The sequence below is a fragment of the Haloarcula sp. Atlit-47R genome (assembly GCF_003665985.1).
Taxonomy (GTDB): Archaea; Halobacteriota; Halobacteria; order Halobacteriales; family Haloarculaceae; genus Haloarcula; species Haloarcula taiwanensis.
Map to the genome: position 1 here is coordinate 215,679 of NZ_QPLQ01000001.1, position 12,732 is coordinate 228,410.

The 12,732-nt window shown below is 55.8% G+C and carries 10 protein-coding genes; 3 read left to right on the plus strand and 7 right to left on the minus strand.

Annotated elements, in window-relative coordinates:
- Nucleotides 1–355: 355 nt before the first annotated feature.
- The 4 genes from DVK00_RS01140 to DVK00_RS01155 form a co-directional block, all read right to left on the minus strand.
- A complete protein-coding gene (locus tag DVK00_RS01140; protein ID WP_121577113.1) occupies nucleotides 356–916 on the minus strand; it encodes a hypothetical protein in 561 nt (186 codons plus the stop codon).
- A gap of 54 nt (nucleotides 917–970) precedes the next feature.
- On the minus strand, nucleotides 971–1,681 hold the full coding sequence (locus tag DVK00_RS01145; protein ID WP_101350558.1) for a hypothetical protein: 711 nt from the start codon (nucleotides 1,679–1,681) through the stop codon (nucleotides 971–973).
- A 470-nt stretch (nucleotides 1,682–2,151) separates the two neighbouring features.
- Nucleotides 2,152–3,855 (minus strand): hypothetical protein, encoded by a 1,704-nt coding sequence (locus DVK00_RS01150; RefSeq protein ID WP_121577114.1) that lies wholly within the window; start codon nucleotides 3,853–3,855, stop codon nucleotides 2,152–2,154.
- A 106-nt stretch (nucleotides 3,856–3,961) separates the two neighbouring features.
- Nucleotides 3,962–4,720, minus strand: coding sequence for a helix-turn-helix domain-containing protein (locus DVK00_RS01155; RefSeq protein ID WP_101350560.1), 759 nt, complete (start codon nucleotides 4,718–4,720; stop codon nucleotides 3,962–3,964).
- A gap of 180 nt (nucleotides 4,721–4,900) precedes the next feature.
- On the opposite strand from DVK00_RS01155, the gene DVK00_RS22425 reads away from it, so the two are divergent.
- Entirely contained in the window at nucleotides 4,901–5,014 is a 114-nt protein-coding gene (locus tag DVK00_RS22425) for a DUF2089-like zinc ribbon domain-containing protein (protein ID WP_394337659.1), read from the plus strand.
- Between the two features lie 952 nt (nucleotides 5,015–5,966).
- Here DVK00_RS22425 and DVK00_RS01160 read toward each other — a convergent pair.
- Nucleotides 5,967–7,298 carry a hypothetical protein gene (locus DVK00_RS01160; RefSeq protein ID WP_121577115.1) on the minus strand — a complete coding sequence of 444 codons (1,332 nt, stop codon included), beginning with the start codon at nucleotides 7,296–7,298 and terminating at the stop codon, nucleotides 5,967–5,969.
- 200 nt (nucleotides 7,299–7,498) lie between these two features.
- Between DVK00_RS01160 and DVK00_RS01165 the strand changes: the two genes are divergently transcribed.
- Complete coding sequence (locus DVK00_RS01165; RefSeq protein ID WP_101350562.1) at nucleotides 7,499–8,449, plus strand: hypothetical protein; 951 nt, start codon at nucleotides 7,499–7,501, stop codon at nucleotides 8,447–8,449.
- A gap of 40 nt (nucleotides 8,450–8,489) precedes the next feature.
- Here the strand turns inward: DVK00_RS01165 and DVK00_RS01170 are convergent, their stop codons facing one another.
- Entirely contained in the window at nucleotides 8,490–9,125 is a 636-nt protein-coding gene (locus DVK00_RS01170) for a hypothetical protein (RefSeq protein WP_232794468.1), read from the minus strand.
- Nucleotides 9,126–10,118: 993 nt separating this feature from the next.
- Between DVK00_RS01170 and DVK00_RS01175 the strand changes: the two genes are divergently transcribed.
- Nucleotides 10,119–11,261, plus strand: a complete 1,143-nt coding sequence (locus tag DVK00_RS01175) for a glycosyltransferase family 4 protein (RefSeq protein ID WP_101350564.1) — start codon at nucleotides 10,119–10,121, stop codon at nucleotides 11,259–11,261.
- Here DVK00_RS01175 and DVK00_RS01180 read toward each other — a convergent pair.
- Nucleotides 11,231–12,361, minus strand: coding sequence for a glycosyltransferase (locus DVK00_RS01180; RefSeq protein ID WP_101350565.1), 1,131 nt, complete (start codon nucleotides 12,359–12,361; stop codon nucleotides 11,231–11,233). The genes DVK00_RS01175 and DVK00_RS01180 overlap by 31 nt on opposite strands.
- Between the last annotated feature and the right edge of the window lie 371 nt (nucleotides 12,362–12,732).

The window sequence follows — 12,732 nt, forward strand, 5'->3', positions numbered from 1 at the left end:
TCAACCAAGGACAGAGGGCTGACCGACGTTGGAACCGCTCGACCGCGTCGAACGATTCTTTCGTCTCTTCGATCGCTTTTCGCATACTGGCGTAGTCGGTCATACACGCTTTCTCTGTCGCCCACCGTTTGATTATATGCTTCTTTACGCCCGCTATCTACCCGGTAGACACGTACTTCTGCCACGCAATTCAGGGAACCGCCGTCAGGGACTGTACCACAATACGGCACCGGTCTTTGTCTGCAGCCCTGTCAAACACGCAACAGCCGCCCGGCGGAGCGTTCACTACGGTAGCAGGTGACTACTATTTCACCACTGGCCAGTGTATGTGCTACGCCCGACCAGACGGACGCGCTCAGTCACTACTTCTGAACGGAGACGCGGACCCGAGGATGAGAACGAAAAGGTGAATCCCAACGAGTCCGGAAAGCAGTACGGTTCTAGCTGTCGGTGGACTCGCGACTGCGGCCCCGCCTATCGCCACCGTCAGAACACTCACGATGGTCTCTGCCCGAAGACTCTCGGCTGCCTGTTCTCTGGGCGTGCGGGCCGCTTCGAACTGGTCCCTGATAGCGTCAAATCTGGGGCCCTGACAGACACGTTTCCGGTCTTGCTCGTACTCTACCAGCCCGACAGCGTCGAGTTTGGGCAGGTGAGTCTGACAGAGGGAGATGTACACACTGTCGTAGAGTTCGTCACTATCGGTCTCTGCATCGGCGACGGCCCGCGCCACCTGTTTGCCCAGCGTACTGACAGAGAGCGCCGTCCCGTGTTCAGCAAGGCAGTACAGGCATGCGCGGCGCCGCTCGTTACCGAGAATATCGAATAGGGTTGCGCCATCGAGGTCGTTCTGCGCTGGCGGCGTAGTCTTTTCTCCGGTATCAACGAAGGCGTCGGGCCCTACTGCCGGTCGCATATGTTACTCACCCCGGGTGTACCGCTGTGTGCACGCATTTGTCCAGTACGTAGCTTACATCTCCGTATCGAGAGCCGCTCGTAGACGGTCTGAAAGCGACCGCGACCCCATCAGTGAGAGCCGATGGATCACCGCCAGTGCTACAAATACCACGCTCACGACGAGTGCGACTGCGACACCTGACACTGTAGTCCCGCTGAGTGCGAGTCCACCGACTGCAACCAGTGTGGCACACGCAGTCCCGAGATACCGACCTGCCCATCGCTCATCGGCAGGCGTGTGGGCCCCGGGCCGGTCGTGGTCAGTTACACCGGCCGACAGCGTCGACTCCGCAGGCGGCGTCGACAGAAGTGATGGTTCCGCAGCGAGATACTTATCAAAGGAGTTCGCGAGCGCGGTCGCTTCGACGAGTCCTCGATCTTGGTTGTAGTTGATAACGCCCGCATCGTCCATCTTTGGGAGGTGGGACTGGTACAGCGCGATGTAGACGCGCTGGCGCTGTTTCGAGCGCAGCGAGTCGATGGTGGTGTCGTGTTCCAGCGCCGCGATGTGTTCTGCGATGTCGCTCATATCGGCTGGCTCTTCGCCGGAGTGCTCGTGGAGGTACTTGAGGACTAAGCGGCGACGACGACACTGAAGGACATGGAAAATGTCGTCGCGGGTGAGGTTATCGTCAGACGAGGCGTCTCCAGACGATGACTCGTCTGTCGTGGACGCCTCTGCCTCGGCTGCTGTGGGTTCGGAAGTCGTTTCAGCTATCGACATGTGACTTTTCCTTTTCCAGCGGCCGCCATATACCGGGTCGACTGTTCCGTCGGTTGCGACTGTTTCACCGATTTAGCCGGTCGGTAGTGACCGACTTACTCTGGACACAGGACAGTAAAAGTGGCTTCTGAAGGACGAATACAGCCATATAGGTCGTTTCGCCCCAGCTATTGCTTTCCAGTACTGTTTCACGCACCGTACCGGATCGTTCCACCGTTTCGACAGCAACTAGTATGTGAAAAACCACACTCGTGCACCGTGGGAATTTCGCATGTCACGGGCCTATTCGACTGTTTTCGGGACGTAGAAGGCACAAAAGCCGGGAGTACGGTGACCTTTATCTGCCGCAGGGTGTTGTGCACATATTCCTGACCGCCGTGACGGCGGCGGACAGGTGCGCTTGGCGGAGATTTACCCATCTCTGTGCAGTGACGCCACTACCGACCAAGCTATCCGGCCCGCGTGTCAGCTTATCCGCCGGGCGTCGGCGGCTTGATATCGCCTGCGTGGGGCGAGTTCGCCGCCGGGGGCTTTGCCCGCTCCAGACAGATGAGGTTCTCCCTGCCGAGACGTATTTTTACGACTTCGTCTTCGTCCACCATCCGCGAAAGGAGGCGGCTAACCTTCGCTTTCGACCAGTCCGTCGCCTCAACGATATCTGTCTGGTGCAGACGACCGTTCTCGGCTTGCAGCATCAGCTTCACGAGGTGCGCGTCAGGGGTGAGTTCCCGGTCAGCTTGCTCGAAGGCCCCAGCTGCAGTGTCCACGTCGATGTCTGCACTGTCGGCTTCGACCACCCTGTCCGTGGCGTCGACTTCACGGTTAATTTCGAGTATCTCCCGATCCAGTTCGAGGTAGCGATAAATGAACAGTCTGGCCGCCGTGGAGAGCCTTATCACCCAGCCACGCCTGATCGCTGCGACTGTCAACCCAATTCCTATCAGGAACCCCAGTAGCGAACTCGTCACCCAGGCTGGCGTCAGAACGCTGTTCGGGTTCGTCCCCCAGGTGACTTCCTGTGGGTCGGTCAGGAAGTCACCGTCCGAATCGGACGCGAGCGGGTCTGTTCCAAGGGCCGAAACCTCGCGCCCGTCGCTGAGACCATCGCCATCCGTATCGACGGTGGTTGGGGACGTGCCGGCTGCCAGTTCTCTTCCGTCGTCGAGGCCGTCACTATCTGTATCACTCTCGGTAGGCTCGGTCCCCGATTCGAGTTCTGTTCCATCTGCCACCCCATCACCGTCAGTGTCTGCGACTGTTGGATCCGTGCCCAGAGCCAGCTCCCTGCCATCAGCGACCCCATCAGCGTCGGTGTCGGCCTGAGCCGGGTTCGTGCCGACCGCCAGCTCCCGACCGTCGACGACGCCGTCGTTGTCCGTGTCCGCGTCGGTTGGATCGGTCTTGCCTGACGCCTCTCGCTGGTCGGACAGCCCATCGCCGTCAGTATCCGCGACGGTCGGATTCGTCCCGAGTGTCAGTTCGCGTTCGTCTGCTAGCCCGTCGCCATCGGTATCGGCCCGTCGCGGGTCGGTGCCCTGTTGGATCTCAGTCCTGTCGGCGACACCGTCTTCATCAGTGTCTACGGCTGTGGGGGCCGTCCCGTGCTGGTGGACTTCTGTCCCGTCCAACAGCCCGTCGCCGTCAGTGTCGGCGTCAGTGAGGTTCGTACCCTGGACCACCTCGTGGCTGTTGTTGAGCCCGTCGTCATCAATATCACCGGTACGCTGAATCGGCTGCAGAGACACCGGTTGCCGATCTATCATGGTGTCGGTGCGCGTGTTGTAGAGAGAGACTGAGAGATCATCGATCCCCGTTGTCCCGGGAGTCGTGAGGGTCGTTGTTCCGTTCGGGCCGACCGACGTACAGTTCAAAGACCCGTTCGCGCGCGCACAGATCGAGCGGTTCTCCTGCGGCGAGCTAACGGTCACTGCGATCTGATACCCGCCGGGCCGCGCGCCGTCTATCCGTTCCCAGACGAACGCGGTTCCGTTCGGCCCGTGCGCAACAGCCTGTGTGGGACCAGCCGACTGTATCGCTGGCGCTGTTTCGTTGCCCGTCGCTGTGTCATCAGCATACTGCCCGGCGTCCGCTGCAGCAGCGACACCCACGGAGACGGACGCGACTGTCAAGAGGAGGAATAAAGCGCATATCCCGCTCACGATCCGGTGTCTCATACGGAACGGGTGTCACAGCGGAACAATATCCTTTTTGGCACATGATAGCCCTGTCACGTCTGGCCACACTTGATAATTCAGATATAATTATTTATTCTTTAGTCATCTACTCATCAGATAGTCCAAGCTCCGACCCGACGACCTGATCCATCCCGCGCCGAATCCGCTGTGACATCGCAGATGGTGAAATGCCGAGTTTGTCCGCCAACTCTGCTTGTGAGATGCCACGGGGAACGTCGAAGTACCCCTCGCTGTGTGCCGTCTCGAGTGCGACTTGCTGGTCTGCGGTTAGCCCGCATGCACCGGCATTGACTTCTCCGGAGGTCCAGTACAGTCGATCAAGTCGAAACGTGATATTCCGGTCAGAGCAGTCAGAGCGGAACTGTGACAGTGCCGCCCGCGACCGAAACTGGGCGTGTACCAGCCACTGTCCACTTGTCCCTTTGATATCGAGCGCCCGACCACCGGCGCGGACGAGCGAGGGCGTGAGTCGAACGGCGCTGTCGGCCACCTCAACCCGATAGACGCGGTTCGTCTCCGTCCAGTCTAACACGACGGACTCGCATACCGTGCTATCCCTCTCCAGTTCTGTTTCGAACTGGTCGAGACCCTCACCGACGGCCTCTATCACCACGAAACTCGACGTACCGTCGTCGACCATCTGCTCCGGACGGACTGTTATGTCCGGACTACTCTCGACTGCCTCCGTCAGAACCAGCTCCGGATGACTCAGACACAGATCGACACCGAGGCTCTTCCCCCGTGATGTCTCACCCGTCTCTGATGGGCTCGCCGGCCCGTACCCAGCACCATCGACTGGCTGGTCCGCTTCGGCTGCTGACCCTTGGTCGCCGGTGTTGCGCATATGGACACCAGACGGATCGCGCACAAGCCTGTTACTGCTATAGGAATAGTGTATGGGAATCAGGATGCTATATTGATAGCCGAAGAAGGAGGTCGTGTCTTTTCCTGGTTATCAGTGCTTCGTTGAAGGACTGTCTGAGAACGGGGAAACGCTCACACTCTGCCGGAATAGATGTGTGATATGGGCGACCCAGCGTGTTATCGTGACTACTGTCCGTCGTGCGATGCACAGCTAACGATTACCGACGGTGAGTGTCCGGATTGTGGCACAACCCTTGAAACTCTCCGGTGGTAGTATCGTTGTAGGTTTGCGGTTGTGCTGGACGCACTCTGAACACTGTGCATTCGACACGAGGCTTTCTACACACTCTTTGGCATAACCGAGATACGGTGAGAGGCAGTGACCAGAGAAACAGTATGACGAGGTGAGAAAGTAGCACGCTGACTGTGAATACACACTCGCAAAAGCGATCAGTGACTGTCCATAACCCACGTTATTATCAAAGGGGTGTTGTCGGTGGCGTGTTGAGAACTCTATTGCGGACAACTCGACCTAAGATTCTATAGAGAGGATAGTAGACATTGACAGATCATATAAAAGCAGTCGTGTTCAAGTACTCCGTCTGACTTCAGAGCTGTGAGTCTCTCCATCTGGACGACAGTCCGTTCTGACGTATCCATCCCACCCATTCACTGACAGGGACTGATTTTTCCAAGACTGGCGTACCGAATGCGAAATTGCTACGCTAGAAATTGATCACCTCGTTCACTCTCGTGGGTCGTCACTGAACGTAACCGCAGATAACACATCCGTCCGGACAAAAGAGAGCTCTCGGAGCTGGATGGCCGAAATTCATATTCGACAACTAAGCGCTCGCAGGACAGAGTTAAGCGAGTGTTTGCTGTACCAATGGTTCTGTGAAATCGATTTGGTGTTTACCACTGCAAATATAGAACCGCTGCGTGTTCCACTCTAACTATGCCTCAGCGTTTATTCAACGGAGTAAATCCAATTTCACTTATAATAATATTTTGAGCACCAGCGACTCATCGGTTACGAATTGATGACAACGGTTCGTGAGGGCACTGAGCAGTTCATTGATCGGCATTGAACAAACCAAGAGTAGGATGTGCTATAGTAGCCATTGAAAATCAATGCACACCTGATCGCCCGACGGCAGTGCGATCAGTGTGTAAATCGTTTCAACTGTTACTATAGTTACGGGAAAACTCGCAACACACTGGGACTAGGTAGCTGCAGCGTCTTCAGTGTCGTCGCTGCTAATAACCACCATGTCAAGGATGGTTTTGAGCCCGTATCCGGCGTAGAGGCTACCCACGACAGCCATCGGGAGGAGATATCTAGGGGCCAGGTATAGGATAGCAAGAAGACACAGATACGGAATCGTAGCAAACAGCGGGAAGAGTCGCTTATCGGTCGATTGTAACACAAGCACGACGAGTGCGACGAAAATGCTAGCATATAGCCATGCAACCAGCTCTATCGAAGGCCCAATGAGCCCCGTCCCGACAGTTAGCTCGCGATACATGAATGCGGCAGCGATGATGATAGCACTAGTTACCGGCAAGATGCGAGCGTACCGCACCCTTGGGAGAAGAGCCACAACTCCAATCAAAAAGAGTACCGGTAGAAGAGGGTTCACCAGTACGAACTCGAAGTAAGGAACACCCCAATGAAGAAAATGAGGCGCATAGAATTGGAGGTTCCGAACCGTATGTTCGAGTGGTGCATTCGACAAGCCGACGAAGAAGCCGGTCGAGAACAGCGAGGGCATTGAGACGAGTGTCCGAACGGTAACTACTGGTGAGTCCCCTGACGAGAGCTGATAAAGCAGTATGACTCCAACGAACCCCAGCAGTGGGCCGAGTACGAAGACGTGGCGAAACCTGTCTTCAGAGAACGCATAGAGTCCGGCGAGCGGAGCAAGGAGAAGAAACAGGTATTCTAGACGCATAAAAAATACGATGATTCCGACGGCCGCTCCGGCCACGTACCTTCGACTAACGAAGAAGTATAGGCTGAGAGTGAAAAAACAGACAGCAATCGGTTCTGTGTAAGCCCACCACGAGAAGTTGATGTGAAGCGGCGTAACTGCGAGGACGAATCCGGCGGCGTGACCTGCCCGGGGAGAATCAAACAGCACAGTGGCTGTTCGACCGACGAGCCACACCGTTGCCAAAGACGCCACAAACGACGCGAGGTTTCCACCCATTTGGCCAAAGAGCCCGAGAAACAGCGCCATGATGGCTTCTACACCGATGTGTCCGGAAATTGTGATCTGGCCCTCAAGCAGGTTGAGTGCTCTCCCGACGTATACTGAGGAGTCGTCGTGGACGGGTTTCAATACCGTGTACGGGAGCCGAACGAGTATGCCGACGAGCAGGATAGCGAACCACGCCCGACTCCGGCAGAGGAGGGCTGCACCGCTGAACAGAATAAGGAGGGTGAGTACGATTGAGATTAAGGTAAGCACCGCTGTCAAACCCCAAACGGCGAGAATCATACCGACTGCCATCGCCACTCCGGCTCCCATCGCCATCGTAGCGCCCTGACGCATTCATTATCGATTAGAATGTCGCCGTATAAACTCTATCGAAAGAGATTACTCCCTTCTCGCGATATTCGGCGACCCTGCGTAGTGCTGACGGATGGGAAACCCGGTATCATCAGTCCTCTGGTTAGAAGCATAGCCAAATGTGAGGATCTCAAAATATATGACCTATTGACCATAAAGGAGTTCGTAATCAGTTCGAACACATGCAGCCGACTAAAATCACCACACTGATTTCAGAGGAGCTGCGGGACGCGTACATTGCGCTGTGGGCCTCGCTCACTTCCCGATACCCAGTTGGGGCGAATGTCTTTGAGCGAGACTGGGATGCGCTCATCATACTCGACACCTGCCGTGTAGACGCACTGAAAGAGGTTGCAGATGAGTACTCGTTTTTGTCAGATATCGATTCGATAGTTTCTGTTGGGAGCACCAGTCGAGAGTGGGTCGCAAACACGTTTCGCACAACGTATACGAGCGAGATTCGTGGAACGGCCTACGTTTCAGCGAACGCCTTCTCGAAGCGAGTTCTCAAAGATCGTAACTTCCCGGCTGACCGGGCACCAGTGAACTGGAAGGTGGCGGATGCAGACGACTTTTTGCTTGTAGACGACGCGTGGCAGTATCAGCCCGAGCACCCCTACAAACACATGCTCCCCGAACATTTGACCGACCGCGCTATCACGGTCGGCCGCGAACTCCAGCCAGACCGACTCATTGTCCACTACTCGCAACCCCACTCACCGTACATCGCCATGGCGAGGCGTGAAGGACGGGAACTGAAACCATGGGAATCGAATCCATTCAAATGCCTTCGAGCCGGAAGTGTAGAGCGAGAGACGGTCTGGAACGCGTATCTCGAAAATCTCAGGATGAGTCTTGACTCCGTTTCGGTGTTGCTTGAGAATCTGAATGCCGAGCGCGTCGCAATTAGCGCGGACCACGGCGAAGGATTCGGCCGCTGGGGAACGTACAAACACCCCCTCGGAAGCCTCCAACCGAACGTGAAATGCGTCCCATGGGCGACTACAACTGCACGTGACAGAGGCGAGTACGAACCCAAGTTCAAACCGAGGGTTACTGGCGAACAAGGTGACAAGGACGAATTTGAACGAAAGGAGACAGTCGAACACCTTCGAGACCTCGGTTACCTGTGAAATGGATTCTCGCGGTTCGGTCAGTCCCTGTCAATCTCGATTAGTTCGTGTAGCCAAGGCTACGCAGTCGCTGTTCAACCACGTCATGCTTAATTTCTTCGTCGCCACTCTTCGACGACCCGGAGGTCACATCTCGTCGCTCACCCTGTTCGTGGACTAGCCACGGCACACGTACGAGTTCGTCGACGTATGTTCCGTGTGGGTGTCCCCAGCCCGAAACCGGTACCGGATATAATCGTTCTCCCAGTAGCTCTCCGTGGTCCGCAGTGACAACGGTCTTTCCGTCAAGCCCCTCGAGTAAGTCAGTTACGTGCGGAAGCGTAATGTCAACGTTCCGTCGGTACGCCTCACGCAGCGTCGAGGCGTCCACCGATAGCTCTCCGCTGATGAACTGTCGGTACGTGTTTCGGTCAGTATTCAGTTTCTCGGTCGGTCGATCGAGGAAGGGAGTGTGGGGCTGGATGTAATGCACCAGTAGCCGCTTGTTCGGGTACTGCTCGGCGGCTTGGAGTGCGTGCTCGGTGGTCGTTTCGGGGCGCACGACCTGTCGTCCACCATCGTGCCATACGTTCGAATCATCGCTCCAGATGTTAACAACCTCGTGAAACGTCGCGTTGAGTTCGTCTTCGAACCGGTAGTACTGCGGCGTTGCGGTAACATAAACCGTGTCACGCAAGTCTCGGTCTGTGAAATTCGCTCGGAGGAATTCGTATGTTTGTGACCCCTTAGAAACCCGTGACTCCAAGTTACCGGGGAGTTCATCCCGGTCTACGAGAGCATCGTACCGACAAGCGTCAAGAAGAACAAGTGAGTCCCAGTCCTCGTCAAAAATGTCGATTCCGTCAGGATTGGACTCTACTGTGTAAAGCCGTCTGTGATAGAGTCGGTTGGCTCGGAGGAGCCACTCGTGTAATCGACCACGGAACATCGACTTGAGCGTCATTACCTTCTCTGTTGGAACACTACAACCGACGAATATAGTTGTGATGGTATCCACTTAAAAGATAAGTAGCAATTGCCCTTCGGCATCGATTCGTAGACTGGTGTCCGACGGCACAATATCTTGTCCGCATGCCATAGATGAGAGCTTTCAAACGGTCAGGCCGTCTTTTGAGCCTGATATCCTCCTGGAGTGGGTATCGGGCGATAAGTATTCGTGGTTCTATCTTGGCCTCGACCGTTGCTCACATCTTAGCTAGATCCCCTCCCATTTAGACAGCGTTCACGACCGCTGTTCTTGTATACCGGCGGCCTTCGATAATCGCTCTCGAAGGAGACTAAGCATTATTCGGCTCGGTCGTGTCTTGGAAGCACATGGTTCAACGAGGCCCAACAAATCTGGTCGGTTCTGGTGAGGGACAAGAGCATCGTTGAGCGGTATTCCGAGTGTCCTAAACTCACCGCTGGCATCTGACTGGCGTAAGTGGTGCTTCGTCAGGCTCAGACAGACCAGACTCGCCGGGAGTAACGGCCTGAGTAGGTCACGATGCGAAAAGGAATCGAAGCACAACATTAAAAACGTTTGAAACAAATCACTCTGGCTCGACATAAAAATTTCATTCGAAAGGTGGGATTCTGCACCACGGCCATTGTGCGGATAGTTCGTAGATTGGTCGGTCGATGATGAAGTTTCGGCAATCCTTTACTCGAGTCGTCGAAACGTAGACCTGTGACTGAGCCGTATCGTGTCCTCCACCTCATCACTCGGTTTCTCGATGGCGGTGCAGAGAAGAGCGTCGAACAAATCCTCTCGGCGCTTCGGACCGCACCAGAGCAGTACGACCTACGAGTCGGTGTCGGCGCGGAACATGCTTCCGAGCGACTTGATGCTCTCCGGGAGAGAGGAATCGACGTCACTGTGTTCCGGGCGATCAGACACTACAACCCAGTAACTGCACTTCCGGCGGTCCTGTGCGTCGCACGGTATCTCAAACACGAACAGATAGATATCCTCCACACACATAGCACAGAGGCAGGCGTGATTGGACGCTGGGCGGGCGCCCTTGCAGATGTCCCAGTCACTATCCACAGCGTTCACGGTGACCCAATCGCAAGCGACCGGAACCCGCTGTTGAACGCCACACTCTACGTCTTCGAGCGCGCGAGTGCACCGCTGAGCGACCGCATAGTCACCAACTCAGTGAGGGTTCGTGACACCTATCTCGACCGCGGGTTTGGTCATCCGGACCAGTACGAGGTCATCTACGACGGTCTAGACTTAGACGCATATCGCGTTCCGGACCGGTGGGATAACCTGCCATCCGCCGATGAACCAGTTTCGCTACTTTTCGTCGGCCGACTAGCGGACGGCAAGGGCCTGTTCGACCTGATAGAGGCAGTCGATCAGGTCGCCGGAGAGCATCCGGTCAAGTTAGATATCGCGGGCGAAGGAGAAAGCCGAGAAGAACTACAGGATGCGGTCAAGCGACGTGGGCTTGAAGACAACATCTCATTTCTCGGCTACTGCGACGATGTTGCCCGGCTCCTCGCCACGGCGGATGTCTTCGTACTCCCCTCCTATCGTGAGGGAATGCCCCGCGTCGTCACCGAAGCCCGTGCTGCCGGGTTGCCGGTCGTCTCGACGACTGTCGCAGGAATCCCCGAACAGGTTTCGCATGGCGAAACCGGATTTCTAGTCGAGCCGGGTGACATCTCAGAACTGAGCGCCCGCATCGGGCAACTCGTCGCATCACCGTCGCTCCGGCGTAAGATGAGCAAACAAACTACCGCCGACCTCAGCCGATTTACGCTCGAAAACATGGAACAGTCGTACCAATCGCTCTACCGCGATTTGGTGGACAGTATCTCTTGATAGATTGTCGCTACTTCTTCGACCATCCTATCGACCGTGAACTTCCTGTCGAGCCGTTCCCTCCCGGCTTCGCCCATCGATTCGGCCAGTTCTCGGTCCTCAAGCAGGGTTGAGATAGCATCGGCAAACTGCGTCTCGTCTGTCGGGGGACACAGCAGTCCAGTCTTGCCGTCTGCGACCACTTCTGGGATGGCACTCACTTCAGATGCGACGACGGGTGTCTGGGCGGCCATCGCTTCGAGAAACACAACGCCAAAGCCTTCCCACCGCGATGGCAGTGCGAACACGTCAAATGCGTGCATAAGTTCGGGAATGTCAGTCCGAAATCCGGCGAATGTCACGGCGTCCGCAATACCGAGAGTGTCTGCAAGGCGTATCAAGCGGTCTTCTTCCTCGCCGCGTCCAACGATAGCGAGATGTGCGCCCGGCACCCGGTCTCTGACTTGCTCGAACGCGCGGAGAAGCGTTTCCAGATTTTTCTGCTCAGTGAGTCGAGCGACGGTTCCAACGAGTGGCTTATTATCGTCGACAAATTCTCGCCGTACCGATTGGACGTCACTCTCAGATACGTCTTCGAAGTCCTTTAGCGAGAACCCGTATCGGACCGTCTGAACTCGATCTGGGCTGACATTCGAGGTTTCAAGCAAGTAGTCACGGACATGTTCAGAAATTGGGAGAATACGGTCGGTACGAGACAGCGACAGGTCGTGTACTAGCTTGTGCGGTTGGTCCTGCCAGTATGGTGGATCGTTATGCTTCGAGGAGACGATAGCTGGAACTCCAGCAACAGTTGCGGCTGTCGCGCCGTATACGTCACCGTGAAAGAGGTGAGTGTGGACAATGTCGTAATCGTTTCGAGCTATTTTTGCGACGAGTCTCCCGAGCCCGAGTGGGTCCAAGTCCGACCGGATACCAATTCGCTCAACAGAGCAGCCTGCTTCTCGGAAGTCGTCCGCGAGTTCGCCGTCGCCTTTCAGATATGCTACGGTAACGTCAAACTCCCGTGAGGCGAGTCCGTCAAGAAGCATCAGAAGGTGATTCTCTGCGCCGCCGACATCGATACCAGAAATAACATGGAGAACGCTCGGTGTATCTGTCATTGTCGCCTGATTTCTAGTGTTCTACCAAAGGTGTACTGACTTTGGCTTCCTCCGGCCACGAGCCAAGTTTGACCGGCCGCTCGCATATCTGTTCGCTGAGTTATCTATTGCCCAGTAGCTCACCACGGGTAGTGGCCACGAGGAATCCCGTTCCCCGGCATTGAGTCGCTGACCAATTCGGTAGTTGACCGACGCACGCGTCGGCATCGTCGAGTTCGTTGTCGTACAGTGTGCGGATAATGTCCCAACTCTTGCTCAATGCACTCGTACCGATAAGATACCATATATTTCGTTCTATTTTCGTTCAATGTCGCGTGGTCTCTGCGTGCGCTATCGAGAATGGTTGAGATGACGTTCGGTAGCAGATAAGT

Bases quoted from the DNA above. Each gene is read 5' to 3' on its own strand.
- DVK00_RS01140 (WP_121577113.1), bottom strand. From the start codon at position 916: ATGCGACCGGCAGTAGGGCCCGACGCCTTCGTTGATACCGGAGAAAAG.
- DVK00_RS01145 (WP_101350558.1), bottom strand. From the start codon at position 1,681: ATGTCGATAGCTGAAACGACTTCCGAACCCACAGCAGCCGAGGCAGAG.
- DVK00_RS01150 (WP_121577114.1), bottom strand. From the start codon at position 3,855: ATGAGACACCGGATCGTGAGCGGGATATGCGCTTTATTCCTCCTCTTG.
- DVK00_RS01155 (WP_101350560.1), bottom strand. From the start codon at position 4,720: ATGCGCAACACCGGCGACCAAGGGTCAGCAGCCGAAGCGGACCAGCCA.
- DVK00_RS22425 (WP_394337659.1), top strand. From the start codon at position 4,901: ATGGGCGACCCAGCGTGTTATCGTGACTACTGTCCGTCGTGCGATGCA.
- DVK00_RS01160 (WP_121577115.1), bottom strand. From the start codon at position 7,298: ATGCGTCAGGGCGCTACGATGGCGATGGGAGCCGGAGTGGCGATGGCA.
- DVK00_RS01165 (WP_101350562.1), top strand. From the start codon at position 7,499: ATGCAGCCGACTAAAATCACCACACTGATTTCAGAGGAGCTGCGGGAC.
- DVK00_RS01180 (WP_101350565.1), bottom strand. From the start codon at position 12,361: ATGACAGATACACCGAGCGTTCTCCATGTTATTTCTGGTATCGATGTC.